General features: G+C 63.3%; 29 protein-coding genes. 17 read left to right on the forward strand and 12 right to left on the reverse strand.

The window, feature by feature from the left end:
- Window positions 1–53 precede the first annotated feature (53 nt).
- A complete protein-coding gene (gene purH / locus NATTI_RS0105290; protein WP_006089090.1) occupies window positions 54–1691 on the forward strand; it encodes a bifunctional phosphoribosylaminoimidazolecarboxamide formyltransferase/IMP cyclohydrolase in 1638 nt (545 codons plus the stop codon).
- Between the two features lie 130 nt (window positions 1692–1821).
- Entirely contained in the window at window positions 1822–2562 is a 741-nt protein-coding gene (locus NATTI_RS0105295) for an SIMPL domain-containing protein (RefSeq protein WP_019991656.1), read from the forward strand.
- Between the two features lie 287 nt (window positions 2563–2849).
- Here NATTI_RS0105295 and carA read toward each other — a convergent pair whose 3' ends face one another.
- Entirely contained in the window at window positions 2850–3926 is a 1077-nt protein-coding gene (gene carA / locus NATTI_RS0105305; protein ID WP_006089088.1) for a glutamine-hydrolyzing carbamoyl-phosphate synthase small subunit, read from the reverse strand.
- 102 nt (window positions 3927–4028) lie between these two features.
- On the opposite strand from carA, the gene NATTI_RS0105310 reads away from it, so the two are divergent.
- Window positions 4029–4442 (forward strand): Lrp/AsnC family transcriptional regulator, encoded by a 414-nt coding sequence (locus tag NATTI_RS0105310; protein WP_006089087.1) that lies wholly within the window; start codon window positions 4029–4031, stop codon window positions 4440–4442.
- 45 nt (window positions 4443–4487) lie between these two features.
- On the opposite strand, the gene NATTI_RS0105315 is transcribed toward NATTI_RS0105310, so the two are convergent.
- Entirely contained in the window at window positions 4488–5606 is a 1119-nt protein-coding gene (locus NATTI_RS0105315) for a GNAT family N-acetyltransferase (protein ID WP_027119063.1), read from the reverse strand.
- A gap of 278 nt (window positions 5607–5884) precedes the next feature.
- On the reverse strand, window positions 5885–6613 hold the full coding sequence (locus tag NATTI_RS0105320) for a CehA/McbA family metallohydrolase (protein ID WP_006089085.1): 729 nt from the start codon (window positions 6611–6613) through the stop codon (window positions 5885–5887).
- A gap of 96 nt (window positions 6614–6709) precedes the next feature.
- Here NATTI_RS0105320 and NATTI_RS0105325 point away from each other — a divergent pair, with 96 nt between their 5' ends.
- Window positions 6710–7276, forward strand: coding sequence for an NUDIX hydrolase (locus tag NATTI_RS0105325; RefSeq protein ID WP_006089084.1), 567 nt, complete (start codon window positions 6710–6712; stop codon window positions 7274–7276).
- Window positions 7277–7399: 123 nt separating this feature from the next.
- On the forward strand, window positions 7400–7726 hold the full coding sequence (locus tag NATTI_RS0105330; protein WP_006089083.1) for a DUF7853 family protein: 327 nt from the start codon (window positions 7400–7402) through the stop codon (window positions 7724–7726).
- Window positions 7727–7750: 24 nt separating this feature from the next.
- Here NATTI_RS0105330 and NATTI_RS0105335 read toward each other — a convergent pair whose 3' ends face one another.
- Entirely contained in the window at window positions 7751–8056 is a 306-nt protein-coding gene (locus NATTI_RS0105335; RefSeq protein ID WP_006089082.1) for a hypothetical protein, read from the reverse strand.
- Between the two features lie 306 nt (window positions 8057–8362).
- Window positions 8363–9388, reverse strand: a complete 1026-nt coding sequence (locus NATTI_RS0105340; RefSeq protein WP_006089081.1) for a zinc-binding dehydrogenase — start codon at window positions 9386–9388, stop codon at window positions 8363–8365.
- 138 nt (window positions 9389–9526) lie between these two features.
- Here NATTI_RS0105340 and NATTI_RS0105345 point away from each other — a divergent pair, with 138 nt between their 5' ends.
- The 6 genes from NATTI_RS0105345 to NATTI_RS0105370 all read left to right on the forward strand — a co-directional run bounded on the left by NATTI_RS0105345 (window position 9527) and on the right by NATTI_RS0105370 (window position 13790).
- Window positions 9527–10396, forward strand: a complete 870-nt coding sequence (locus NATTI_RS0105345; protein WP_006089080.1) for an ABC transporter permease — start codon at window positions 9527–9529, stop codon at window positions 10394–10396.
- Window positions 10387–11334: an ATP-binding cassette domain-containing protein gene (locus NATTI_RS0105350; protein WP_019991659.1), complete on the forward strand. Its 948-nt coding sequence runs from the start codon at window positions 10387–10389 to the stop codon at window positions 11332–11334. Before NATTI_RS0105345 ends, NATTI_RS0105350 begins: the two co-directional genes overlap by 10 nt.
- The gene (locus NATTI_RS0105355) at window positions 11331–11957 is read left to right on the forward strand and encodes a hypothetical protein (RefSeq protein WP_006089078.1); all 627 of its coding nucleotides are present in this window, start codon (window positions 11331–11333) and stop codon (window positions 11955–11957) included. The genes NATTI_RS0105350 and NATTI_RS0105355 overlap by 4 nt, the downstream gene beginning before the upstream one ends.
- A 1-nt stretch (window position 11958) precedes the next feature.
- Window positions 11959–12255, forward strand: coding sequence for a transcriptional regulator (locus NATTI_RS0105360; RefSeq protein ID WP_006089077.1), 297 nt, complete (start codon window positions 11959–11961; stop codon window positions 12253–12255).
- Between the two features lie 81 nt (window positions 12256–12336).
- Complete coding sequence (locus NATTI_RS0105365) at window positions 12337–13047, forward strand: MogA/MoaB family molybdenum cofactor biosynthesis protein (RefSeq protein ID WP_006089076.1); 711 nt, start codon at window positions 12337–12339, stop codon at window positions 13045–13047.
- Entirely contained in the window at window positions 13044–13790 is a 747-nt protein-coding gene (locus NATTI_RS0105370) for a 5-formyltetrahydrofolate cyclo-ligase (RefSeq protein WP_006089075.1), read from the forward strand. Before NATTI_RS0105365 ends, NATTI_RS0105370 begins: the two co-directional genes overlap by 4 nt.
- Before the next feature lie 459 nt (window positions 13791–14249).
- Here NATTI_RS0105370 and NATTI_RS0105375 read toward each other — a convergent pair whose 3' ends face one another.
- The 4 genes from NATTI_RS0105375 to NATTI_RS0105390 all read right to left on the reverse strand — a co-directional run bounded on the left by NATTI_RS0105375 (window position 14250) and on the right by NATTI_RS0105390 (window position 17676).
- Window positions 14250–14579, reverse strand: coding sequence for a DUF7126 family protein (locus NATTI_RS0105375; RefSeq protein ID WP_006089074.1), 330 nt, complete (start codon window positions 14577–14579; stop codon window positions 14250–14252).
- Window positions 14576–15493: a glutamine-hydrolyzing GMP synthase gene (gene guaA, locus NATTI_RS0105380; RefSeq protein ID WP_006089073.1), complete on the reverse strand. Its 918-nt coding sequence runs from the start codon at window positions 15491–15493 to the stop codon at window positions 14576–14578. The genes NATTI_RS0105375 and guaA overlap by 4 nt, the downstream gene beginning before the upstream one ends.
- Window positions 15493–17175, reverse strand: coding sequence for a glutamine hydrolyzing CTP synthase (pyrG, locus tag NATTI_RS0105385; RefSeq protein WP_006089072.1), 1683 nt, complete (start codon window positions 17173–17175; stop codon window positions 15493–15495). The genes guaA and pyrG overlap by 1 nt, the downstream gene beginning before the upstream one ends.
- A gap of 147 nt (window positions 17176–17322) precedes the next feature.
- Complete coding sequence (locus tag NATTI_RS0105390; RefSeq protein ID WP_006089071.1) at window positions 17323–17676, reverse strand: hypothetical protein; 354 nt, start codon at window positions 17674–17676, stop codon at window positions 17323–17325.
- Window positions 17677–17793: 117 nt separating this feature from the next.
- On the opposite strand from NATTI_RS0105390, the gene NATTI_RS0105395 reads away from it, so the two are divergent.
- Window positions 17794–18717 carry a hypothetical protein gene (locus NATTI_RS0105395; protein ID WP_019991660.1) on the forward strand — a complete coding sequence of 308 codons (924 nt, stop codon included), beginning with the start codon at window positions 17794–17796 and terminating at the stop codon, window positions 18715–18717.
- A gap of 26 nt (window positions 18718–18743) precedes the next feature.
- Complete coding sequence (locus tag NATTI_RS0105400) at window positions 18744–19118, forward strand: cyclophilin-like family protein (RefSeq protein ID WP_006089069.1); 375 nt, start codon at window positions 18744–18746, stop codon at window positions 19116–19118.
- A gap of 8 nt (window positions 19119–19126) precedes the next feature.
- On the opposite strand, the gene NATTI_RS0105405 is transcribed toward NATTI_RS0105400, so the two are convergent.
- Window positions 19127–19330, reverse strand: a complete 204-nt coding sequence (locus NATTI_RS0105405) for a hypothetical protein (RefSeq protein ID WP_006089068.1) — start codon at window positions 19328–19330, stop codon at window positions 19127–19129.
- A gap of 210 nt (window positions 19331–19540) precedes the next feature.
- Here NATTI_RS0105405 and NATTI_RS0105410 point away from each other — a divergent pair, with 210 nt between their 5' ends.
- Together NATTI_RS0105410 and NATTI_RS0105415 are read left to right on the forward strand one after the other, a co-directional pair.
- Window positions 19541–19828: an antitoxin VapB family protein gene (locus tag NATTI_RS0105410; protein ID WP_006089067.1), complete on the forward strand. Its 288-nt coding sequence runs from the start codon at window positions 19541–19543 to the stop codon at window positions 19826–19828.
- Window positions 19809–20219 carry a type II toxin-antitoxin system VapC family toxin gene (locus NATTI_RS0105415; protein ID WP_006089066.1) on the forward strand — a complete coding sequence of 137 codons (411 nt, stop codon included), beginning with the start codon at window positions 19809–19811 and terminating at the stop codon, window positions 20217–20219. Before NATTI_RS0105410 ends, NATTI_RS0105415 begins: the two co-directional genes overlap by 20 nt.
- A 1-nt stretch (window position 20220) precedes the next feature.
- Here NATTI_RS0105415 and infB read toward each other — a convergent pair whose 3' ends face one another.
- Complete coding sequence (infB, locus tag NATTI_RS0105420) at window positions 20221–22020, reverse strand: translation initiation factor IF-2 (RefSeq protein WP_006089065.1); 1800 nt, start codon at window positions 22018–22020, stop codon at window positions 20221–20223.
- Window positions 22021–22399: 379 nt separating this feature from the next.
- Between infB and NATTI_RS0105425 the strand changes: the two genes are divergently transcribed.
- Window positions 22400–22645: a PRC-barrel domain-containing protein gene (locus NATTI_RS0105425; protein ID WP_006089064.1), complete on the forward strand. Its 246-nt coding sequence runs from the start codon at window positions 22400–22402 to the stop codon at window positions 22643–22645.
- A gap of 4 nt (window positions 22646–22649) precedes the next feature.
- Complete coding sequence (locus tag NATTI_RS0105430; protein WP_006089063.1) at window positions 22650–23108, forward strand: NOB1 family endonuclease; 459 nt, start codon at window positions 22650–22652, stop codon at window positions 23106–23108.
- Window positions 23109–23150: 42 nt separating this feature from the next.
- Here the strand turns inward: NATTI_RS0105430 and NATTI_RS0105435 are convergent, their stop codons facing one another.
- The gene (locus NATTI_RS0105435; protein ID WP_006089062.1) at window positions 23151–24272 is read right to left on the reverse strand and encodes a CPBP family intramembrane glutamic endopeptidase; all 1122 of its coding nucleotides are present in this window, start codon (window positions 24270–24272) and stop codon (window positions 23151–23153) included.
- Window positions 24273–24452 lie beyond the last annotated feature (180 nt).

The raw sequence follows: 24452 nt of genomic DNA on the forward strand, positions 1-24452 counted from the left end.
TCTCGGTGGCCGAGACCGCAACCACTTTGGCCCTCGCGGGCGCGAGTTCGACCATGACGCGAATCGCCGGGATGGCCGGCAACCGAGGGCGTAACCTGTTGAACATCGCCGACCGCGCGCCGGGTGCGGCCGAACTCGCGGTCGTACTGACGAACAACGCCGACGCGCCGGTGCTCGAGGCCGCCGCCGAGCGCGGGATTCCGACCGAGGTCGTCCCGCTCGAGGACGGAATGAGTCGAACGGAACACGAGGAGGCCGTGCTCGAGGCCCTCTCGGGCTACGATTTCGATCTCGTCTGTCTCGACGGCTACATGCGAATTCTCTCGGATACGTTCCTCGACGAAGCGCCGACGACGCTGAACGTCCACCCATCCTTGCTGCCCGCCTTCCCCGGAATGGACGCCTGGGGAGATGCTCTCGAGGCGAACGTCTCGGTCACGGGCTGTACGGTCCACGTCGTGACGGACGCGACGAACGAGGATGGAGAGGTCGTCGACGAGGAGGTCGACGGCGGTCCCATCGTCACCCAGGAGCCGATCCCGGTCTACGAGGGCGACGACGAGGAGCGTCTCAAGGAGCGCGTCCTCTACGAGGGCGAGTTCCGCGCGTACCCGCGAGCCGTGAAGTGGTTCGCCGAGGGGAGTGTCGACGTGAACCTCGAGGCGGGCGAGGTCACCGTCGATAGCGACGTCGCCAGCACGGACGCTGACGATCACGACGGACTGCCGGGCCGACGACTCGTCTCCGACGACCGCGCCGACACGCTCCGCTACGGGGAGAATCCCCACCAGGACGCTGCCGTCTACACCGACTATACGACAGACGAGGCTAGCGTCGTCCACGCCGACCAGTTGAACGAGGGCGCGAAGGCGCTGTCGTACAACAACTACAACGACGCCGACGGTGCGCTCAATCTGATCAAGGAGTTCGACGAACCCGCCGCGGCCGTCATCAAGCACACGAACCCGGCCGGCTGTGCGACTGCCGACGACCTGACCGAAGCCTACGAGAAGGCACTCTCGACGGACCCGATGAGCGCCTTCGGCGGCATCGTCGCGCTCAACCGAGAGTGTGACGCGGCGACGGCCGAACGGATCATCGACTCGTTCAAGGAAGTCGTCGTCGCCCCCGGCTACACCGACGACGCGCTCGAGGTGCTCTTCGAAAAGGACAATCTGCGCGTGCTGGACGTGGGCGAACTTGGCGAGCGGACCGAACGGTTCACCGAGAAACCGCTCGTCGGCGGTCGACTCGTCCAGGAGCGTGACCTGCAGTCGATTTCGGTCGACGACCTCGAGGTCGTCACCGACCGGGTTCCGAGCGAGGAGGAACTCGAGTCGATGGTGTTCGCCTGGCAGACGCTCAAACACGTCAAATCGAACGGGATCCTCTTCACGAAGGGAACCGAGACGGTCGGCGTCGGCATGGGGCAGGTCTCCCGCGTCGACGCAGTTCGCCTCGCGGCGATGAAAGCTGACGAGCACGCGGAGGGGAAAGACGCCGAGGGTGCGGTCATGGCCTCGGACGCCTTCTTCCCGTTCCCGGACGGCATCGAGGAGGCCGCGAAGGCGGGCATCGAGGCGGTCGTCCAGCCCGGCGGCTCGGTCAACGACGACGACGTGATCGAAGCCGCGGACGAACACGGTATCGCGATGGCGTTTACGGGCCAGCGCTCTTTCAGACATGACTGAGCGGTGGCGAGGTCGTAACTGAAACTCGAAAGACGAGTGGAGCGAGTCTTTCGGTGGTTTGATACGACTGAGTGAAAGATTCCTTTGAGCTAGACGAGGTGTTTTTTCACTGGCAGAAGTGCGAACGGACATGGATCGACGACAATTCCTCGCGGCGTCGAGTGTCGGCGTGGCGGCAGCGATGGCTGGCTGTACCGGCAGCGCCCTCAGCAGCGACGAGAACGACCAAGCGGCGTCCAGCGACACGACCGAAAACGAAATCAGCGTCAGCGCCGACGGCGAGGTCGAGGCGGAGCCCGACCGCGCGACGGTCAGCGTCGGGATCGAGGCCAGCGGCGACACGGCCGACGAGGTCCGAGACGAACTCGCCTCGAGATCAGATCCGCTTCGAGAGACGTTCGATGACCTCGGAATCGCCGACGAGAACGTCGAGGAAGGGCGGTATCGCGTCCACCCCGAACGGGACGGCGACGGATTCGAGGGATCGCGGTCGTTCCACCTCACGGTTGACGACGTGGAACAGGTCGGCGTCGTGATCGACGAGTCGATCGACGCCGGTGCGGACGACATCGGCCGGGTGAATTTCGGGCTACGGGAGGAGACGCGCGAGGGACTCCGCAACGACGCGCTCGACGAGGCGCTCGCGAACGCAGATAGCGAGGCCGAACACATCGCAACCAATCGGGGCGTCGAGATCACCGGTACGAACTCCGTGACGACGAACGATGTTAGCTACGGGACGACCCGGTACGCGGCGGACGAAGTCGCGGAGACCGACGACGTTGCCCCGCCGGAGACGGAGTTCGACGCGGGTCCCGTCAGCGTGAGCGCGTCGGTGACGGTGACGTACGGATTTGAGGACGCGGCGTGAAACCCGGACCGGCACGGTCGCCTGTACCGCGAGCAGCCACACCCGACCTCGGCCCGACTACTCGTACTCCTCGGCGACGAACGCATCGAAGAGATACTGCCGTTCCCACTCGCATCGTCGTTCTTCGGTGATGCTGGTCGACCAGCCGGTCGACACGGCGAGAAACGCGACCACTCCCGGGAACTCGAGAGACCGAGCGGACGCTCTATCGTCCGATCCGACAATCGTGTCCCTGTTGAAACCTGTGAGCCGTCCGGAAAACGAACTGCGAAAATCGAACGCGCCGATCAGTCGTCGGCGGGCGCGGCCGCCGTCGCTCGCACGTCGGCCATCGCGAGGACGTCGTCGAAGAAGCCGAGGGTGTCCTCCGGGCCGGGGTTGGCTTCGGGGTGGTACTGACGGGTGATGACGTCGTACTCGATGCCGTCGATCCCCTCCGGCGTGTCGTCGTTGACGTTGATCTGGGTGATCTCGAGGTGCTCACCGGGGTCGGCGACGGTGTAGCCGTGGTTCTGCGTGGTCATGACGACCTGTCCGGACTCGAGGTCGAGGACGGGCTGGTTGACGCCGCGGTGACCGAAGGTCATCTTCTCGGTGGTGCCGCCGAGCGCTTCGGCGACGATCTGCTGACCGAGGCAGATGCCGGCGACCGGCGTGTCCTCGACGAACGCCTCGACGAGCGAGATGGCGTTCTCGTAGTTCGCGGGGTCGCCGGGACCGTTCGAGATGAACAGGATGTCTGGGTCGACGGCGTCGACATCGGCAACGCTCGCGTCGTGTGGCAGGACGTGGACCGTCGCGTCGCGGGCGACCAGCGAGTCGACGATCGACCCCTTCGCGCCGCAGTCGACCAGCGCGACGGTGTCGCCGTCGTTGTCTGCGCCGTGGACTTCCGCTTCATCGACGCTGACCTGTGCGCCGATCTCGGTGTGCTCGCTCATGCCCTTGCACTGTTCGAGTTCGGCCAGCGCGTCTTCCTCGGTGACGTCCTCGCCGACGGCGATCCCGCACTTCATCGCGCCGCCGTCTCGGATGTCGGTGACGACCTCGCGGGTGTCGAGGTGGTCGACTGCGGGGACGCCCTCGCTTGCGAGCCACTCGGTGACATCTTCGGTGAGTTCCTTCGCGAGTACGGCGCGTGGGTGGATGCGGTCGGATTCGAACCGTTCTTCTCGGACGCCGTAGTTCCCGATCAGCGGGTACGAGAAGGTCAGGATCTGTTCCTCGTAGGACGGATCCGTGAGACTCTCCTCGTATCCGGTATATGCCGTCGTGAAAACGAGTTCGCCACGAGCCGTTCCTGGAGCACGACCACGTCCCTCGATCACGTGGCCACCCTCCAGTGCAACGTAGGCAGCTGTCATTACGATCTACGTATTGGAGCGACCGGCATAAGTGTTGTCTTCGAAGCTGAGTTACGAAATTCGTAATCGGTAAGTGCACCTCACACGTAGGTACGGATCTCCATGGACGACCTGGACCGACAGATCCTCGATATGCTCCGGCGAGACGCCCGAACGCCGTACACCGAGATCGCCGACGAGGTCGGAACGAGCGAGGGGACCGTCCGCAACCGCGTCGAGCGGATGATGGAAGAAGACGTCATCGAACGCTTTACGATCTCGACCCACACGGGCAACGTCAAGGCGATGCTCGAGGTCGGCGTCGCCGTCGACGTCGACACCAAGGCCGTCTCCGAGCGGATCGCCGAGTGGGAAGAGGTCGACTTCGTCTGGATGGTCTCGGGCGAGCAGGACATCGTCCTCGTGGTCGACGCCGCGGACACACGCGGCGTGAACGACCTCATCACGAAAGCCCGCGATCAGGAGGAGGTCGTGAGCACGAAGACGCGACTGATCCTCGACGAGGAACTCGGCTAATCCGCGCTCGAGTCGACGATCGCTCGACGCGAGCCCAGCGGCCCCCTACTCCGCGCCTGAATCCCGGTTGTATCGGTTGTACAGCGTCCGGCCGGTCTCGACCAGTTTCCAGGTCGGTCCGGTGCCGCGCTCCCAGTAGATGTTGGGGAGCAGTTGCCCGCCGAACTCCTCTTTGAACGAGAAGCCCCCGTCCTCGAAGTCCGCGCCCCCACCCCCGAAGTCGTAGGTCTCGTAGCCCTCGTCGATGGCCCACTGGAACAGGTAGTCGTAGAGCCGTTCCGAGGCGTGATATTCGAAGTAGTCGGACGGAACGGCGGCAAAGAAGCCGTGGACGGAATCCTGCTCGTCGTTGAGCAGTTCGATGAACCCCCCGGCGTACTCGCCCTCGATGTAGAGTTCCAGCAGGAGGATTCGGTCCTCCATGGTCGCTAATTGCTCGAAGAACTCGAACGGGTAAACCGTGCCGTCGACGCTCTTCATATGCTGTTCGTACGTCTCGTGAAAGCGCTTTAGCGTCGACCGCGTGAGGTCCGCTTCGACGATCTCGTGGTCGGTCTCGCGGCCGCGCCGGATGGCCCGCCGTTTGGAACTATCCATCTCCTCGAAAATATCGTCGTACCCTTTCTCGAGATTCATGACGAATCGACCGCCGACGCGACTTGAGTCGTACCCCTCGGCCTCCATGAAGTCGTTGTACCGGAGAAAGTTCGTGTTCGAGGCCCGAATCTCGTGGACGACCGTTCGGTTGCTACAGAGCGCTGGCACCACGTCAAGGATCTTCGACAGCGATTCAGAGACATCAGTCGTCAGGAGTGGCCCGCCGAATCCAGGGTAGATCGATGTCAGTTTGGAAAACGGCGTCTTTGGAATCTCAACGACGAAGTTCGGGAACACCCCGATCGGGTTCGTGTCCTTCTCCACGACGATGTGTCTGGCCGGATACTCGAGGCCCGTTTCGATCGCCTCGATCCACTCATAACGATGAAAGACAGTCCCGAGCTCGGCACGTTCGACGACATCGTTCCACCGGTCGCGGCCCATCACTCGTACCGTGTCGATGGCGTTTACTGTAAGGCCCGATTGGTCGTCCGACATCGTCCGAACGGTCCCCGTGGTAGTTTCGTCGCGGTTCGATTCTGTACGCTCTGTGACTTGCTGGGCCATCTGTCCTCTAGACGCCGTTCAGGAGCTGCTTAAGTTATCTTAGCCTACAGACATACGTTATCGAACGTGAGCGTCTGTATTTTGCCCGTAATTAGGCCGTGTAATCCGCGACTATTGACTCCGTTAGTGACATATTTCGTCTGCAGGCGAAAGAGTTTTATTAGTCTGAGAGGGGCTCGACGACGAACGAGACGATGCCAGCGCACACCGAACCTCCTCCGCCGCAGTACGGCTCTTCCGTACAGACCAGCGTAGAATAAAACGGTGGTACTAGCTCACTAGTCAGGCGGCTCACCAGTTCGCCGATCGATGAGTCGGTCGATAGCGGCCGCCGATTTCGCTAGCACCTCGTTCGGGTGTTTTCGCCCGTGAATCCGGCGATAGCCGCGTCGAAGCAGTTCGTCCATCGAGCCATCGGCGACGCGCGGTTCGACGCGTCCGCTACGGATGGCGTCGACGACCGATTCGGGAGTGAGCGCGTCCGCGTCGACCAACGTGTAAGCCCGCCCTACTTCGAACGGAAAGTGGGCGTCACTACCCGCGACAACCGGAATCTCTCGCGCTGCAGCGACCGCTTCGACGAGCGGGCGCGTACGCGGATGTTTTCCGTTGATCTCTATCGCATCGAACGGGATGTCCGCGAACCGGTCGCTCGCGACGTCGCTTCCCCGATAGGGATGGGCGATGATCGCCGCACAGCCGCGTTCGTGTGCCATCTCGACGACTTCGGCCGGCGTGTACTCGAGCGGAACCGTCTCGCTCGGCGGATCGGGACCGACGACGAGGACGTGCCCGTGGGTCGTCGACACTTCGATACCCGGAATCACCGTCACGTCGCCGGACGAAAACGGTGTGTAGTAGTCGTGGTTCGTCGTCGCGATCCCATCGAGGCCACGTCGCCGGCCAGCACGGGCAAGCAGTCGGACGCCGGCGGGATCGAACTGGTCGCCGACTCGACGCCGTCCGTGAAAGAATCGCGTGTGTGCGTGGAGGTCGACCGCAAACATGGAATACCGGTACGAACGCGGGCTACTTCGGTGTTGCCAACGGATCGACCAGTATGAGACGATACTGGTTTCAAGATCCTCTGCAATTGTAAAGATATGACCGCACCACGCGACGAACTCCCCCACGAAAACGCCGAACAAGACGTGATCGCCGTCGATGCGGACGACACCGAACTCGAGACCGTCAACCGGCTCGACGCCCACACCGGCGACGGGATTCGCCATCGGGCGTTTACCTCGCTCGTCTTCGACGGCGAGGGGAACGTGTTGCTCGCCCAGCGCGCTCCCGACAAGCGTCTCTGGGGAACCTACTGGGACGGCACCGTCGCTTCCCATCCCGTCGAGGGCCAGAGTCAGGAGGAAGCTACCCGCGAGCGACTCGAGGAGGAGTTGGGAATCGCTCCCGACCAGTACGACGACCTGCGACTCACCGACCGCTTCGAGTACAAGCGCTACTTCGAGAACGCGGGCGTCGAACACGAGGTCTGTGCCGTGCTGAAGCTGACGCTGTCGGATCGCAGCCTCGCACCGAGCGAAGAGGAGGTCGCGGGGCTCATGTGGGTTCCCTACGAGCGTCTTCACTCGAACCCCGAATGGTACCGCCAGCTTCGACTCTGCCCGTGGTTCGAGATCGCGATGCGGCGGGATATGCGGTCGGAATGACTTCGGGCGGGCGACGTCCCGCCGTCGGTCGCACACTCGGTATGTGATAACAAGCAACAAGGCTTATACGATCCCACTTCGTAGCGTCGTCTGAGGACCGACGAAATCGGTCCGTGTCACGCAATGACCTCCCCACAACCGGAAACAGAGACGTACGAAGTCACGCTCTCCAACGACGAGCAGTGGGTCGTCCACGCGCTCCTCGCGAACGAAATCGACGACGCCATCGACGAGAACCAGACACCACCCGCGTGGGCACTCGAGTTGTTCGACGCGCTCGAGGCCGACGACGGAACAACGGTACTCACGGGCTATCAGGCGCAGCGACTCGTCGAGACGATGACTGCATACGTCGACGCTGGGGCTACTCCCGAGGAGGACATCGTGCACGGATCGGCCGTCGCCGAGCGACTCGAGGACCGACTCGAGTCTCGAGAATCGGTCCAGTAGGACCAGCAATCGATTTTTAGCGGACTACGGACGCGTCGTCGCCCAGACGGCCGTTACTGCGAGGAAAAAGGCCGGGAACAGCGGAAGGGTCAAGAGCGCGAAGCGGTAGCCAACGCTCGGCGGCCACAGGAGAATCGCCCCCGGAGCGATAATGAAGGCGACGACGATCATGCCGACGACCGTCCAGCCCCGCCAGTCGAACTCGCGGTCGGCTGTCTCGGGATGGGCCGGATTGACGAGCCAGTCGTCGTCGGCCGACTCCGTCGGCTCTCCGTCCTCGTCGAACGCTGCGGGGTCGTGAACGTAGCCGCCGTCGTCGCTCGAACTCACACGTGAGACTTTCGAGTCCGTGGTGAAAGCCCTCACGGTTCCAGACCGAACTGTTGCTCTGTCGTTCGAGAGAGCCCCGCTCTCTCGTGACTGAGCGAATCGAAGATTCGCGAGGTCCGCGAGACCGAAGGTCTCGCTTGATGACGAAAGGCGCACAGCGCCTTTCGAACCACGGGCGCGCCTCTGGCGCGCCCTCGGCAAAACTTCGATGAAAAGCACTCCTCCCTCCCCTTCGGGTCGGACGTCGGCCCGCTCGCTCCCTTTGGTCGCTCGCGGTTGCTAACAATGATGGCCCCGCGGTTTCGGTTACAGTTCGCTGTCGGGCCGGACGACGACCTTTCCGAACCCTTCCCGGTTCTCGATGATCTCGTGAGCGCGCGCGGACTCGCTCATCGGTAGCTCCTCGCGGATCGCAGGCTCGAAGGTACCGTCCCAGACGAGTTCCATCACGTCGTCGACCTGGTCAGGCGTCGCCATCGTCGAACCGATGATCTCGAGTTGGTTCCAGAAGATCCGCGGAATGTCGGTCTCGGGGTTGCCTCCCCCGGTGCCGCCGCAGGTGACGAGTCGGCCGCCCTTGGTGAGGCTCTTCAGCGAGTCCTGCCAGGTCGGCGCGCCGACGTGCTCGACGACGACGTCGACGCCGCGACCCCCGGTCTCCTCGCGGACCCAGTCCGCAAAGTCCTCCTCCTCGTAGTTACAGACGTAGTCCGCGCCGTGTTCCTCGGCGTAGTCGAGTTTCTCCTCCGTGCTGCCGGTCGCGTAGACTTCCGCGCCCGCGTAGTCGGCGATCTGCAGGGCGGCGTGGCCGACGCCGCCGCTGGCACCCAGTACGAGGACTTTTTCGCCGGCCTCGAGTTCGGCCCGCTCGATCAGCATCCGCCAGGCGGTCTGGAAGACCAGACAGCTCGAGCCGGCGACCGTCCAGTCGACCCCCTCGGGGACGGGGATTAGGTTGTCCTCGTGAATCGCGGCGTACTCGGAGTGGATCCCCGGAACGTGCTCGCCGATAATGTGGTAGCGGGGATCGAGCGTCGGGTCGTCCATCCGCAGGTCGCCGACGCCCGCCGAGAGCGCGACGCGGTCGCCTTCCTCGAACCGGGTGACGTCCTCGCCGACCTCCTCGACGACGCCCGCGCCGTCGCTGCCCGGAATATGAGGCATCTCGAGGTCCAGCCCCGGCATCCCTCGCCGCGTCCAGATGTCGAGATGGTTGAGCGCCGCGGCCTTTACGTCGACTAACACCTCGTCGCGGTCGACCTCGGGGTCGGGATACTCCCCGTACTCGATGACGTCAGTGTCGCCGTGTTCCGTGATTTTGACTGCCTGCATACACGCAAATCAACGGAAACGTCGTCCATAACAGTTGGGCTCCCAGAACCTATCGCCACACCTCTACTTTGTACTGCAAAGTGGCTTTGCGTCGGAAACCATTATATGATGGGGACTCAACAGCTCGAGACGAGAAGGATGTCAGCCGAAACACACACGAATCACGACCGGGCAGCGGTCGGCGAGGAGCAGTCTCGAAGCGGCCATCGACTGTGGCTCGAGCAGGCGGGTGCGTTCGCCACGCGGAGCCTTCGGGAAGTCCGAAACAGTCGGCTCATGCTGGGTTGGGTGGTCTCGTTCCCGGCGATCATGTACCTGTTTCTCGTCGTACAGGGGGCCGAGGGAACGGCAGCGGGCGACGCGATCACGTCGATCGGTATCGGTATCATGGGGGCGATGTTCGTCTGTCTTTACCTGTTCGGCGACCAGCTCGCGAGCGACCTCGAGGACCGGCGGTACGCGGCCTACCGATCGATGCCTATCTCTCCCGTGGCCGACCTCGCGGGCCGGATGGCGGCGGGACTCCTCCTTTCGGTCGCCGCGTTCGGGCTGACGATCGTCGTCGGCGTCGCGACCGGTGCGGAGTACGGGTTTCGAGGGCCCGAATCGATCCCGATCGTCGTCGTCGCCGGCCTGTTGACCTGTATCTTCTGGATGGTCGTCGCGATCCCGCTCGTGCTGGCCACGGATAACGCTCGTGTCGCCGAGTGGGCCACCTCGTTGGTCGCCGTCGGCGCGTTCGTTCTCACCGGGTTCAACGGCGCGCTGGCCGAGCTGTCGCCGATCGAGGGCGAGATCCTGAACTATCTGCCGAACACCCTGCCGACGCGGCTGCTGGTCTACCACCTCGTTCCCGCCGAGAACTGGGCCGAACTCGGTGCTGCGCCGCCGGCAATGCCGACCGGACTCGAGTTCCTCGCCTTGCTGGCCGGCTACGCGGCGCTGGCGCTCGTCGTCGGCGCGGCGCTGCTGAACCGCTACTGCTACGACCGGGGGTGGTGGCCGTGAGTGATACCGTCGTTACCGCCCGCGAGGTTCGCAAGTCTTTCGACGACGAGGCCGTCCTGGAGTCGGTCGATCTCACGGTCGAGGACAACGAAATCCTGCTGTTGATGGGGCCCAACGGCGTCGGAAAGTCGGTCCTGCTGTCCTGTCTGGCGGGCAGCGGTCGGCCCACTGCCGGGAGCATCGACGTCTTCGGCGAGCCGGCGACGGCGCGGGCAGACACGACGAGCTTTCTGCTACAGGATGCACTCTGTCACGGGAAGCTCACGGGCCGGGAGAACGTCGACTTTTATCGGCGGCTCCATCCCGCGTTCACCGACGACTGGCAGCGCCTCGTCGACCGGTTCGGCATCGACGGTGACCTCGAGAAACGGCTCGAGGACTACTCCGGCGGGATGACCCGGAAACTCGAGCTTTCGATCGCGGCGAGCATCGACGTGCCGATCTACCTGTACGACGAGCCGACCGCAGCGCTGGATCTGACGACGATCCAGACGGTCCACGAACTGTTCCGGGAGCAGCAGGCAGCGGGGAAAACACTCGTCGTCGCTAGTCACCGACCGATGGACGCCGACGTCGCCGACCGAATCGCCTTCCTCGCTACGGACGGGATCGTCGCGACGGGACGACCCGACGACCTCCTCGCGTCGCTGCCGCCGATCCTCGAGACGGGAACGGCTAACACGAACGCGCTCGCGACGGCTATCGAGGGTGAGCCGTACGCGGTAGCTGGCAACGTTCGCGGATTTCTGGACGAGGACCGCGCCGGTGACAGCCGCGATACCGATGCCGGTGGGCGGGACGCGGCTGCCCTCGTCGCCGACGCCGCGGCCGCGACCGGGATCGAGACGGACGATCTCGCGCTCGTCGAACCGACGTACACCGACCTCTTTAACTATTATACCGAGAGTGGTCCGGACCAAGACGAGGAATTCAGATGAGCGACGACGCCGTCACCGACGTCGATCCGAACGCCCTTAAGTCCGACCTCGAGGAGATCAAGGGCGCGATTGGGCTCGCCGAGGACCACCCCTACTGGTGGCGCTTCTGGATCGTCGAAGGGGTCAGCGTTGGCCTGTTCTTCACGATCGCGCAGTTCTGGTTCCGGGGCTCCTCGGGACCGCTCATCGCCGGCACGCTCGTCGCGATCCTCGCGGTCGATTACGCGGTCAAGCGTCGGCTCAAGTCGAGCTACGAGCCGCCGATGACCGGCCTCCCCAGCCAGCGCTTCTGGATGGGAGCCGTCCTCGTCGGCATCGGTGCACTGGTCGTCGGCCTGATACCGGTGTTCGAGGCGCTCGAGGGGACGAACGCGATCCGACTCGCGCTGGTCTCGGCCGTCGCGGTGGTCGGCACCGCCTACCTTCTCATGGGCCAACTTCTCAGCGCGTACAACATCCGGGCCGCCGACCGCTATGCCTTTTACGCGGGCGGCGCGTGGATGCTCGTCCTCGCCGCCGCGATTCCGCACATCTCCGCCTTCGAGGGCTGGGAGTACGCCGTCCTCGGTATCGGTATCGCACTGCAACACGTCGCCGTCTACGTAGTCCTCGCCCGCCGCTAACATGGAACTCGACAAACTCGTCCACCAGCCGACCCGCCTGCGGATCTTCGCTCACCTCTACGCGAACGGTGAAACGAGTTTCACCGATCTGACTGCGGCACTCGAGATTACCGAGGGAAACCTCGCGAGCCACATTGATCGGATGGAAGACGCCGACTGCGTCGCCGTCGAGAAACGGTTCGTCGACGATACTCCCCAGACCGCCTATCGGCTCACCGAGCGCGGCGAGGAACTCTTCGAGGACCACATCCACACGCTCGAGGCGCTCATCGACGGTCTCGAGACCGACACCGAGTAGTCGACGGTCGGCGGCCAGCGTTATCGAGGTGTCCACGAGAGGTTGCCAGCACTTTACCCACCGGCGCTCGAACGAGGCGGTATGACCGCGGATCCGAGCCGGAACACGTCACCAGAGTCGAGAGAAACGGCACCCGAAGACGAGGAGATGAACGAGAACGGGGACGAAAACCGGACTGCCGAGGAGGCCGGGACCGAACGCGACCCGCTCGGCGTCAGCGTCGTCACGATCTCGGCCGACCGTGAACTCGAGTCGGACCCCGCCGGCAACGTCATGGTCACGGCGCTCGAGGAGGCCGGCCACGACATCGCGACGCGGGAACACATCGACGCAGACCACGACCGAGTCCAGTCGATCGTCTCGCGGATGATCGACCGCGACGACGTCGACGTCGTGGTGACCAGCGGCGCGACCAGCGTCGAACCGAGCGACGTCGCCATCGAAGCCGTCGAACCGTTACTCGAGAAGGAACTCACCGCGTTCAGCGAACTGTTCACCGCGCTCGGCTACGAGGTGGTCGGGAGTCAGATCGTCGCCGCCCGGACGATCGCGGGCGTCGCCGACGACGTTCCGATATTCTGTCTTCCCGGCAAAGCGCCAGCCGCGCGGCTCGGCATCGAGAAGATCATCCTGCCCGAGATGCGCCACCTCGTCGGGGTTGCTCGCGCACACCGAGATGAGAGCGAGCGAGACGAAGCCGAAAGCGAGCAGGATAGTGACGAGAGCGAGCAAGACGAAGGTGAGACAACGAACGACACCGACGCCGAGTCCACGGACGGAGACGCAAGATGAGTGACGGCGATCGGAACCGAGACGACCGACCCAGCGACATCGACAAGGAGTCCGTCCGCGAACGTGTCTGGGACGATCTCGAGGAGAGCGGCGAGGCCAGATTCCCCTTCCCACCGCACGGCCGAATTCCGAACTTCGCCGGGGCCGACGAGGCCGCCGACCGACTCACAGCCACACCCGAGTGGCAGTCGGCGTCGACGATCAAGGCCAACCCCGACGCGCCGCAGTTGCCCGTCCGGCGACGCGCCTTGCGTGAGGGAAAGACGGTCTACATGGCCGTGCCGCGACTCGCGGACGAGGACTGCTTTCTCAAACTGGATCCCGACGCACTCGAGGACTACGACGCGGCGACGACGGTATCCGGATCGTCGAAACACGGCGAGCAGATCGGGCCTGATGCGGTCGAACCGATCGACTTGATCGTCTCGGGAAGTGTCGCAGTGACGGATGCGGGCGATCGGATCGGCAAGGGCGAGGGTTACAGCGACCTCGAGTACGCGATCCTCTACGATCTCGGACTCGTCGACGAGTCGACGACGGTCGCGACGACCGTCCACGAACGACAGGTGATCGACGAGGCGGTCGCGATCGGCGACCATGACGTCTCGATGGATCTGCTCATTACGCCCGAGCGAACGCTCCGTCCGGACGGACGACCGCAGCCGACCGGAATCGACTGGTCGGCACTCGACGACGAGCGACTCGAGGAGATTCCCGTACTGAAACGACTTCGCGAGGACTGAGCACGGAACGGGGGTTGTTACTTGTCGATCTATGACGACGAGTAGAACCCAACTCGAGGCGCGAAGAAGACGCGCCTCGACTGCCAACCGCAAGTGACCCGGGCTGGTGCAAGAGCCCGCGTCGAAACCGGGGAAACGGTACGGTGTGGCAATGGTGGGGGGAAGGGTGCTGTGGTGGGGTTGCTGGAAGTCACGGGTACAGGCGGTGGATGCCTTGGTGGGGTCTGCCCGTCGACCTCCAGCTATCAGTATCGGTGGGAGCCACTTGAACGGGGGCGATGGTATTAGAATCTTACACCGGATTCCGTCGGATTCAATCCGAGTTTACCCGGCCGAAAACAGGCTTACGAACGTTTATACTCTCGATATCACCCACAATAACGATTTTCTCAGGACAGTCTCTCCGTCTGCCTCTTTCGACCGACCCGCCGGCTCAAAGAAATCGACTTTCGATCCGATTCAACCGGTCAGCTCTTCGGCGACCATCGCGGCGTCCATCAGCTTCGGATCGACGGCGAGGTCGAGCTGTCCCTTGACGAACTCCGGGACGGTATCCCGGGCGTAGACGACGGTTCGAATGTCGTCGGTGAGATCGCAGACGACCGGAATCGTCGTCGCCTGCCCGACGTCGGTCAGCACGTACAGGTCGGCGTCGACGATTCCGGCCTCCTCGAGTGCGGGCCGGGAAATGACGCCGTTGAGACGGATGACGCTCGCGCCCTCGGCCTCGAGGGCGTCGCCGATCTCGTCCTCGTCCGGACCGGCAACGACCACGTTCATCTCCGTCATTCGTACTCGATGGTCGCTGGCGGTTTGTGGGTCACGTCGTAGACGACGCGGGCGACGTTCTCGTGGCCGCCGGTAATTCGGGACTGGATGCGCTGGAGCGTCTCCCAGTCGATCTCTTGGGCGCGGGCGGTCATTCCGTCGCGGGATTCGACGGACCGAACGGAGACGACCCAGCCGTGGACGCGATTGTCGCCTTTGACGCCCGTCGCCTTCCCGATGACGGCGGCGAGGGCCTGCCAGGGCTCGTACTCCTCGAGTTCCTCCTCGACGACGTGACAGGCGAGGCGGGCGACCTCGAGTTTCTCCTCGGTCACTTCGCCGATGACGCGAACGGCGAGTCCGGGGCCGGGGAACGGCATCCGTTCGGCGACGATCTCGTCGAGACCGAGGTGGCGAGCGACCTCGCGCACTTCGTCTTTGTACAGGTCGCGAACGGGTTCGACGATACCGTCGAAGTCGACGACCTCGGGCAGTCCGCCGACGTTGTGGTGGGACTTGATCCCGCCCTCGCTCTCGATGCGGTCGGGGTAGATCGTCCCCTGGACGAGGTAGTCCGCATCGGTGTCCGTCGCCTCGCGTTCGAACTCGCGGATGAACTGCTCGCCGATAACCTCGCGTTTCTCCTCGGGGTCGGTAACGCCGGCAAGCGCCTCGAGGAACCGATCTTTCGCGTCGACGATCCGCAGCGACTCCATGTAGTCGAACGTCTCGCGGATCTGGTCGGTCTCGCCTTTGCGCATCAGGCCGGTGTCGACGTAAACCGGGGTGAGCTGGTCGCCGATGGCCTCGTAGGCCAGGGCAGCGGCGACCGATGAGTCGACCCCGCCTGACAGGGCGATGACGGCGTTGGCGTCGCCGATTTCGTCTTCGATCTCTGCAACTGCGTCCGGAACAAACGTCTCTGTCTCTACCATCAGTGGGTTACCTCAGTTTCGGTGTCGCTCGTCGATTCGCTCTCCGCGCCCTCGTCAGCTCCGGACTCCTCGAGAATTCCCTCGACGAGGCCCAAAAACGGCGGACTGGGCTGTCCGGGCCGAGAGGTGTACTCGGGGTGGAACTGGGTCCCGAAGAAAAAGGGATGATCCTCGATTTCGAGGATTTCCATCCGGTTTCCGGCCGTTCCCGAAAACGTCAGCGGTTCGTCTTCGAAATCGTCGAAGTACTCGGGGTTGACCTCGTAGCGATGCCGGTGGCGCTCCGTACAGGACGTGTCGTCGTAGAGATCGTAGGCCAGCGTCTCCGGTTCGATGACGGTCGTGTGCTCGCCGAGTCGCATCGTTCCCCCCATATTCTCGACTTCGTACTGCTCGGGCAGGATGTCGATGACTGGATGGGGCGTGTCCTCGAGCATCTCCGCAGAGTGGGCGTCCTCGAGTCCCAGCACGTTCCGGGCGTACTCGACGACGGCCATCTGGAAGCCCAGACACAGTCCCAAGAAGGGGACGTCGTTCTCGCGGGCATAGCGGACGGCCTCGATCTTGCCCTCCGAACCGCGCATGCCGAAGCCGCCGGGGACAATGACGCCGTCGATGTCCTCGAGTTGGCCGGCGTGACCGTCTGCCAACTCGTCGGCCGGCACCCAGTGGACGTTGACATCGACGCCGACCTCGAAGCCGGCGTGTTTCAGCGACTCGTGGATCGACATGTAGGCGTCCTCGAGGTCGTACTTCCCGACCAGCGCGATGTCGATCTCGCCTTCCTTCTCGGTGGTGACGATCTTTCGCCAGTCGTTCGTACGCTCCGCGGGCGGCAAGGCGTCCTCGGCGAGTCCAAAGTGCTCTAAGACGTACTGGTCGAGCCCCCCCTCCTCGACCATCAACGGGACGTGGTAGACGTCATCGACGTCCGGGTTCGAGAACACCGCGTCGGTCGGAATGTCACAGAACAGGGCGATCTTCTCTTTCGTTTCGGGATCGAGTCGATCCTCGCAGCGGCCGACGATGACGTCGGGCTGGAGACCGATCGAGCGCACTTCCTTGACCGAGTGTTGGGTCGGCTTCGTCTTCTGCTCGCCGTTTTTCGAGTACGGGACGAGCGTGACGTGCGTAAAGAGGACGTTCTCCTCGGGTTCCTCGTGGGCGAACTGGCGCAGCGCCTCGAGGTAGGGCATCCCCTCGATGTCACCCACGGTGCCGCCGACTTCGATGATACAGACATCGGTTCCTTCGGCGGCCTCCCGAATCCGACGCTTGATATCGTCGGTGATGTGCGGGATGATCTGGACCGTCTTCCCGAGGTAGTCGCCTGCGCGCTCCTTCTCGATGACGTGCTGGTAGGTCTTCCCGGTGGTGATGTTGTGATCCGAGGTCATGTCGATATCGAGGAACCGTTCGTAGTTCCCCAGATCGAGGTCGACCTCGCCGCCATCCTCCAGCACGTAGACTTCCCCGTGCTGGTATGGGTTCATCGTCCCCGCATCGACGTTGAGATACGGGTCGATCTTGACCGCCGTGACGTCGAACCCGGCGTTCTTGAGGAGCCGGCCGGTGCTCGCGGCCGTGATCCCTTTACCGAGTCCCGACATCACGCCGCCGGTGACGAAGATGAACTTGTTCCCCAGGGAAGGGTCATAATGAGTGTCCGATTCCGTCGGCATACCGACTGTCCGCGTGAGCGGTTGAAAACGATTTCGGGACCGACCCGCGACCGAGAGCCACTGTCATACTCGAGCGTGACAGGACCGGCGGTGGGCGGATCGGCCGCGGCTCCGCAATCTGGGCGTCGTCACCGGATTTCTTTCCCGCTACTGGGGGTTTTCGTCCTGCACTTCGACGATCGCTGCCTGCTCTATGGACTCCATCCCGCCACCCGTACGCAACTGGATCGTGTACCCGGGAAGGCCCGGATCCGTCTCGTCGGTCGGCTCCTGGGGAACGGATATCGCCGTGATCCCGTCGAGCGTGACGGATCGGCGCTGGATGGGATCGCCCTCGTACTCGACGGTCTCCCAGATCTCGGCGTCGAAATCCTCGATATCCGCGCCGAAGTACTCCTCGGAATCCGGATTGACCGAATCTTCGGTCTGGGACTCGCCGGTCGTCCGGTTGTCGTCGAACTGGACCTCCTCGTGTTTGTACTGGTAGAGCTGTGCGAGCATACGACGGTCCACCACGAACAGCGTGTTAATGCTTACAGGGAGTCACGGCCCGTCGAACTGCGAACGTCGATCCGTGTCCAAATTATTTTATAGCGAAACGACAATTGCTGAGACATTGTGGCGTCTCACGGACGACGTTCGATCCCGGAACCCGCCGGCGACGAGCTCGATCTTGGCTTCAAAGCCGCGATCGGCTTCTATCTCGGGATTATCGTCGCCGGGCTGGCGACGGTCGCCGGAATCGTAGCCGACGCGTCGATGGCAGCGATCCTCGCGACCGCACCAAGTACAGTGACCGCCGTTTTGGTGCTCACCCTAATTTTCGGGGATCAACTCCGAGGCCTGCCGGAACGGATCGGCCGGAGTCGCAGTCGACGACTCGGCTGTTATCTCCCCGCAGTCGCCTTCGCCTCGATGCTCGTCGTCCCCGCGTTCGTCCCGCTCGAGTACTCCGCCCGGCTCACGACCGTCACGATCGCCTTCACCGCACTTACCGCCGCCGTCGCCGTCGGCGTGGCCCGAATGGGGCGCAACAGGTACGTGGCTGCCGTGACCGCGGACGAACCGACGGCTACCTGGTCGTGGCAAAATGCCCGGTTCCACGACGGCGTCTGGGACATCCTCACCACCGTCGGCGCGCTCCTGTTGGTCGCCGGCGGCCTCGTCGGCATCTATACGGGCGGCACTACCGGAATCTGGTTCCTGCTCTACGGGGGCTTCTGGCTGTTCATGCAGTGGAGCGAGACGAACGGCTGGTTCGAGGCAGACGGCTGGGACGGCTCCAAACGGTGGGGTGCGAGCGACCTCCGAGCCCACGAGGCCGGGATCGTTCTCGATCGGGCCTACCAGCGGAAACTCGTGCCGTGGGACGCGATCGACGATGTCCGGCTGACCGACGACGAACTCGTCGTAGAGCGCAGCCGCTGGCTCGATATCCGCTGCGATCGATCGGTCATCGACGACCCCGAGGGCGTTCTCGAGGGAATCCAACGCGCACGCGAGCGAGCCGAACACTCCCGAACGGCGGTATTTGCAGACTGAAGTGGGTGGGGCGTCTGGACTCGTGTATGCCAGATCTGACCGTCACCGTCGACGACCGCACGCTCGAGGCGACCTGGACCGACGACGCACCCGAAACGACGGCGGCGCTCGAGTCGGCGCTCCCCGTCGCCGGCGACGGAATTCGCTGGGGTGACGAACTGTACTTTGATCTCGCGCTCGACGCGCCGCCGGAGAACGCTCGAGAGGCGGTGCCCAAAGGCGCGATCGCCTACTGGCCGGCGGGGAGCAAACTGTGTCTGTTCTGGGGAGAAACGCCCGCCAGTCACGATGGTGAACCGCGAGCCGCCGCGCCCGTCACCGTCGTCGCGCTGCTCGAGGACGCGTCGGCGTTGGGTGCTCTCGAGGGAGGGGCTCGAGTGCGACTCGAGCGATCGGAGTGAAGCCGGATTCAGGTTCGCTCACGTGGGACCGGACCCGGGTTTCGCGTTCGGCCATCGGCTCTGGAGAGGACGATCCACTGGGGAACGGCGAGTGCCGCGAGCAGTCCACCGGCGGCGAGAGCGAGCGTCCCCGAACCGATCGCCAGCCCGTAGAAGAGCCCGGCTCCGAGGACGACGTACAACACGGCAAGAACCCAAACTAACTGATTCATGTGAGTTATAAGTCAGTCGATACGATAAGGATAGCGACCGGGTCTGCCCGACCAATCGGCGGCGATTGCTACTTGCCCCAGAGCGGATCCCGACTGCGCTGCTTGTCGAGGTACATGCTCAGCGCCTCGAGTTCGTCGATAAAATCCGACCACTGATTACCGGGAGAGCGAGCGGAAAATCCTTGTGTTTGTGTACACAAACACAAACACATGGGGACGAAGACGATCGGACTCAGGGACGACGTGTACGAGCGCTTGAAAGCGAGGAAACGGGACGAGGAGAGCTTTACCGAACTCGTCGATCGCTTGCTCGAGGATTCCGATCCGGACTGGCGCGACGGGTTCGGGACGCTGCCGGAAGCGGAGGGAACGGAACTCGAGGCGATCGTCTCCGACTCCCGAACTCGATTGAGCGACGGACTCTCGGAGCGACAGAACGAAGCGCTGGAACTCTTGTCGGACGGGGATCACGAGGACGATGGCTCGAAAACTGCTTGATACGACGTTTCTGATCCACTACTGGGCTGGAACGCCGGCCGTCGAGGACTACCTCGACGAGCACGAGCAAACGACCGAGTTCGTCACGACACCGATCAACCTCAAAGAGATCGTCGTCGGACGAACGTTCCAGGGTAAATTCGATCAAACGGAGATACGCTCGACGTTCGAATGGGTAGAAATCATCCCGTTCGAAGCCGAGCACGCCTTCCACGCGGGAGCCCTCGAGGCGGACCTACGGAACAACGATGAACACAATCAGGACAAACTCAATTCACTTACTGCGGATCTCCTGATAGCCGCCGTTGCAAAAGCGCTCGATATTCCCGTCGTGACGCGAAATACGGACGATTTCGAGCTATTCGACGGTCTCAACGTGGAGACGTACTAATTCACTTGCCCCAGAACGGATCCCGACTGCGCTGCTTGTCGAGGTACATGTTCAGCGCCTCGAGTTCGTCGCCGGGAATCTCGCTCGCGAGTTCCTGCTCTAAGATCTTCGCGTGTTTCTCCGGGATCTGGATCCAGAGTTCGTCGTCCTCCTCGATCTGGCGGCCGACGGTCGGGCCGTCGATGGCGACGGAGACGCGGTTGCCCGCGCGGGCTTCGTCAACGTCCTCGCCCTGTTCCTGAATCCCCTTGACCTGCCCGACGCGGTTGGGTTCGTTGTTCTCGAATTTGACGACGTTCGCGTTGTTCTGGACCGTCCCCGAGTTCACCTCGACGCCGACGACCGCGGGGTCGTTCTGACGGAAGGTGTGATCCGGCAGGATCCGGAATCGGGCCGGACGGATCACGTTCTCGAGGATCGTGTCCTGCTGGGCGCGCTCGAGTTCGTCGACGAACTCCTCGTACTCCTCGATGAGCTGGTAGATGACCTCGTCCGTAAAGATCCGTACGTCGTCGTTCTTGGCGCGCTGTTCGGCATCGCCGAGCACATCCACGTTGAAGCCGAGAATGACGCGCTGTTTCGGCTCTTCTGCCGTCGAGGCGACCGAGACGTCCCGGGGTGCGATGTCACCAACTTCCGCCCGGACGATGGGGAGGTCCACCTCGTCGAGTGCGTCGGCCATCGCCTCGAGGCTGCCGAGCGTGTCGGCTTTGACGACGACGCCCTGCTCTTCGGTGTCGACGGCGATGTCCGCGAGTTCCGCCCGCACTTCGCCGACGACATCCTCGAGCGGGCGGTTGCGGACGACGCGAACGGGCGCGCCGGCCATCGCGTCCGCGAGGTCGGGCGCGGCGACCTTGATCCCCGAGGCAGCCGACACTTCGTCGACTTTTTCGAACCGGCTCTCGGTTCGGATTTCGGCGAGCGGGCGGGGCTGGAGCAGGGCACGAACGTCGGTGACGATCGGTTCGTTCTTTCCGCCGATGACAATTTGATCGTCGGCCCTGATCGTTCCGTCGTAGAGGACGGTGTCGATGGTCGTCCCGAACCCTTTCTCGTCTTTGACCTCGAGGACGGTACCGACGCCGGGACCGGTGACGTCGATCTCCATCTCTTCTTTCATGTAGCGCTGGGAGAGTCCCATCATGACCGTCAGGAGGTCGGGGACGCCCTCGCCGGTCATCGCCGAGACGGGGACGACGCCGACGTTGCGCTGGAAGTTCTGGACCCGCCAGTAGAGGTCGGCCGAGAACCCTTCGTCGCTCAGGTTCCCAATGATCTCGTAGAGCTTTTCGTCGAGTCGCGAGCGGACCCGATCCGACTGGGCCTCGTACGTATCGTTGATCGGCGAATCCTCGTTGACGTTCCAGCCGGGGACGGTGTCGATCTTGTTCGCCGCGACGATAAACGGCGTCTGGGAGCGACTGAGGATTTCTAAGGCCTCGAGCGTCTGGGGCTGGAAGCCGTCGTTGACGTCGACGACGAGGATAGCGATATCCGCGAGGGCACCACCGCGAGAGCGAAGCGTGGTAAAGGAGTGATGACCTGGTGTATCGATAAAGAGGAGGCCGGGGAGATCGAAATCGTCCGGATCGACGAGATCGCCCGCGATCGTGGAGATGATGTCCAGCGGGACGGCTGTTGCGCCGATGTGCTGGGTAATCGCCCCTGCTTCGCCCTCGATGACCGCAGAGCCGCGTATCTTATCGAGGAGACTGGTCTTGCCGTGATCGACGTGTCCGAGGACGGCGACGATCGGTGTTCTGAGAGATGTTGGGTCGCGCGTATCCGTATTCGACATGGTGAACCACCCGAGAAGGTCTTATCTAAGGCGTCGGTAGAGCAGTAGTTAAACCCATCGTCATCCTCGGCCGCGTTGACGGCGATAGCGAGGGAGTCGTCATATTGTCGGACAGAACTATAGTAGCCACTGGAAGTCAGTGCACATCCGGTCGCACGACGGCTATGCGATCGGTGTGTAAACAGTTCCAGTTGTTACTATATTGTGAAAATTCGCCGCTCCCGTCCGGTGAATTCTCTTCATTGACTTCTGTCCGACAGTATTACCGTGAGACGTGGGTCGAGAAGACTGCACACCGCGAGACGATTTCGTCCGATACGGACGACATCCGTCTGACGACCCCGTGGTTTTTAATACCGATTAGTAAATACGGGTATACATGAGCGATATACTCGCTGAAAATCTCTCGGGGAAGTCCGTCATGGGTTCCGACGGCACTGAACTGGGACTGCTCTACAACATCACGATGGATCTCAAGTCCGGCAAACTGCACAACCTCGTCATCGAACCCGACGAAGAGCTGCCGTCCCGATCGGTCGACTTCGACCGCGACGACGGCGGCCGGTTCCTCGTTCCCGTCAACCGCGTCCAAGCGGTGAAAGACTACATCGTCGTCCAGCGCTAACGGAATGTACATTCTCGACTCCTCGGCGTTTATCCACGACTTTCACACGACAGAACAGACTGCAACGATCCCGCTCGTCCGCGAGGAACTCGAGGACGAGTCCGCCTATCGCTACGACGCGATGGAGGGCTCGGGGATGCACATCCACATCCCCAACGAGGACACGACCGAGAAGGTTCGGCGTGCGGCCAAAGAGTCCGGCGATCTGGACGTCCTCTCCGACACCGACATCCGACTCGTCGCCGCGAGTTTCGAACTCGACGGAACGCTCGTGACCGACGACTACGCGATGCAGAACGTCGCCGAAAAGCTCAATGTCGAGGTCGACGCGATCGCCCGGGAGGGGATCGACGAACAGCGCCACTGGCACTACCAGTGTCAGGGCTGTGGCCGCGAGTTCGACGAGCAGAAGGATCGCTGTCCGATCTGTGGCTCGGAACTGGCGCGCAAGAACCCGTCGTAACCGACGGTCGTTGCGATTCTACGCGGCCGCAGGACTATGCGACTACAGCAACAGCGTCGCGAAGATGGCCGCGTTGTAACAGCCATGAACGAGCGCCGGCACGACCAAGTTCTCGGTTCGCTCGTAGAGCACGCCGAGTATCAGCGAGAGCACGAACAACAGCGAGAGGCTTGCGAGAATCTCGCCCGCCCCCGCGGTTGCGTACGCCAGAATGTGCACCAACGTAAAGACGACGCTCGCGACGACGACGGCACCGTACCGCGAGAACGTCCCATAGAGCGATTTCTGCACGACGTTCCGGTAGAGGAGTTCCTCGAACGGCCCGACGACTAACACCATCGCGGGGATGATGACGTACAACAGATCGGGGTTCTCGACCACCCGCTGTGTCGTCGTATGCTCGGAGGACTCGATGCCGAGTGCCCCCATAAGCGCCGAGATGCCGAGGTTCGCTCCGAGTATCAGAACCAGGCCGACGACGATCCAGCCGACCGTCCGGAGCGTCGGTCGGTCGAGGTCGATAAACGACAGATCGCGTTCGCGAAGGGCGAGGTAGCCGACCGTGACGCCGCCGAGTCCGACCGCGAAGGCCAGGTACTCGATCACCGTCCACGCCAGTTCCGGGGCCTCACCCCCTGCTAGCTGCACCGGAATCGAGAGGAAGATCGACGCGATCGTGATACCGACCAGCCCGGCGACGCCCAGAACCGTCATCTCGACCGTCTGTCCGAGTCGGTAGAACAGTCCCTGCCCCGAGACGCCGGCGCGATCGGCGACGCCGACGCCAACGGCACCCACCGCGAGGAAAAACGCCACGAACAGCAGCGAGACCGACCACTCGAGACCCGGAACGACGACCGACCCGAGCGTCCCCTGGGTGATCGCGTATCCCGAGCAGACGACCGCAAGGAGACTCGAGGCGGCGGCGACCGTGCCGGCGAGACGGCGCTCGAGAAGGCCGTGCCGCCGTGCGAGAAAGGCACCGGTGGCTACGAACGCGGCGGCCGCCGCGGCCCAGAGGGCGGGGTCGACGACCCCGCGGCGAACGGGGACCAGGAGCGCGACGAGGGCGATGGCCGAGAGGACGGTCCCAGCAGTCGGCACGACAACCGTCGATGAACGCTGGACACCGTCGCCGTCGGCCGCCCGTGCGGTATCGCTCATACGTGGGTGTTCGTGTGCGCGCTCTTAGGCGAACCGGAACTCGAGCGAGCGACACCGTTCGACCGGAGCACGTACTCACTGCTGATTGGATCAAACCACGTGCGGTGGCGCGTGCTGCGTCGCGGCGAGTGACTAGCGAGAGGCGACTCGATTACGTGTGAGAGACGAGCGAGCGCTGTA

This window comes from Natronorubrum tibetense GA33 (genome assembly GCF_000383975.1).
GTDB lineage: Archaea > Halobacteriota > Halobacteria > Halobacteriales > Natrialbaceae > Natronorubrum > Natronorubrum tibetense.